The organism is Thalassobacterium maritimum (genome assembly GCF_031127805.1).
Classification (GTDB): Bacteria; Verrucomicrobiota; Verrucomicrobiia; order Opitutales; family Coraliomargaritaceae; genus Thalassobacterium; species Thalassobacterium maritimum.
This window is the reverse complement of the sequence record NZ_JARXHW010000170.1, coordinates 1-951: the sequence shown is the minus strand read 5'-3', so window position 1 is coordinate 951 and position 951 is coordinate 1. Positions and strand designations below refer to the sequence as shown.

Here is a 951-nt window from a genome sequence, read left to right as displayed (position 1 = left end):
TGGCCGCTGTCAGTCCCGCCGAAGGGGAATGAGCATAGCGAATCGGGGGTGATGTGGGGGACGGGAGAGTTAATGCTCCCGTCTACCCGATTATGGCCGAAGGCCGTGGTGAGTGTGGGGTTCTGAATTATGGGCTTTATCTGGGGATTTAAATCTTCAATTTCTTCTTCTTTTTACCAACCGGCGACTCGGCTCTGGCTGCCTGAGGATTTTATTTCTTTGCTTCTTCTCTTACTCTCAAATGCTTAGTCTAAATGCTTCGAGCCGTCGATTCTATTTTCTTCCCATATCGATGAGCTGTATCATGGAGTGAAGCGCGAAGCGCGTAACGGAATTGATACCAGAGACTTGATCTCACTTTACTTTATGAGTTGGTCGTATTCGGCATGAGTTCCAATCCAAATCCAGACGATCCCCTCTTCTCTTTCTTTTCCCAATGCCCGGTAGCTGATTCCGATTCTTGCCGACCAAAATATCCCCACTTTTTTAAGCCTCAAGGAGGGGTGCCTTGAATTTTCTTTCAGGAGCGAAAAGTTCTTATCCGCCAAGTCCTGAATGTTCTCAGGCAGTAATCTGTAGTGAAACCAAAAGTCGGGAGAGGCAAAGTGCTTCATAGCTCTGTGCACTGCCCTGACTCAAAGGCGAGATCTGCTTTCTTTCCCAACTTATCGAGTTTCCCAGCAGCAACGTCTTGCTCGAACTGGGCGTCCCAGCGTTTCGCAGCGTAGGCATCAATCCACTTCGTAAACGCCTCGAAATCAGAAGAATCCAAGTTTTCGACTTCTTTTTCTAGTTCAGTTAAGCTCATGGGGGTGATTGTAAGAATATTTTCAGGCGATGAGCAAATTTATTTTGAGATCGTGGAGACCAGACAACCAGCCTGTGTGGTCAGTCGTCCAGTTGCTTTTTAGAGTTTTACGAGCGGGCTATATGGGTTGTCTGTGTCGTCTG

The 951-nt window shown here is 47.4% G+C and carries 2 protein-coding genes; both read right to left on the bottom strand.

The annotated features are described in order from the left end of the window. Positions 1 to 359: 359 nt before the first annotated feature. Positions 360 to 614, bottom strand: a complete 255-nt coding sequence (locus tag QEH52_RS19890) for a ParE family toxin-like protein (protein ID WP_308952710.1) — start codon at positions 612 to 614, stop codon at positions 360 to 362. Then, on the bottom strand, positions 611 to 808 hold the full coding sequence (locus tag QEH52_RS19885) for a hypothetical protein (RefSeq protein WP_308952709.1): 198 nt from the start codon (positions 806 to 808) through the stop codon (positions 611 to 613). Before QEH52_RS19885 ends, QEH52_RS19890 begins: the two co-directional genes overlap by 4 nt. Positions 809 to 951 lie beyond the last annotated feature (143 nt).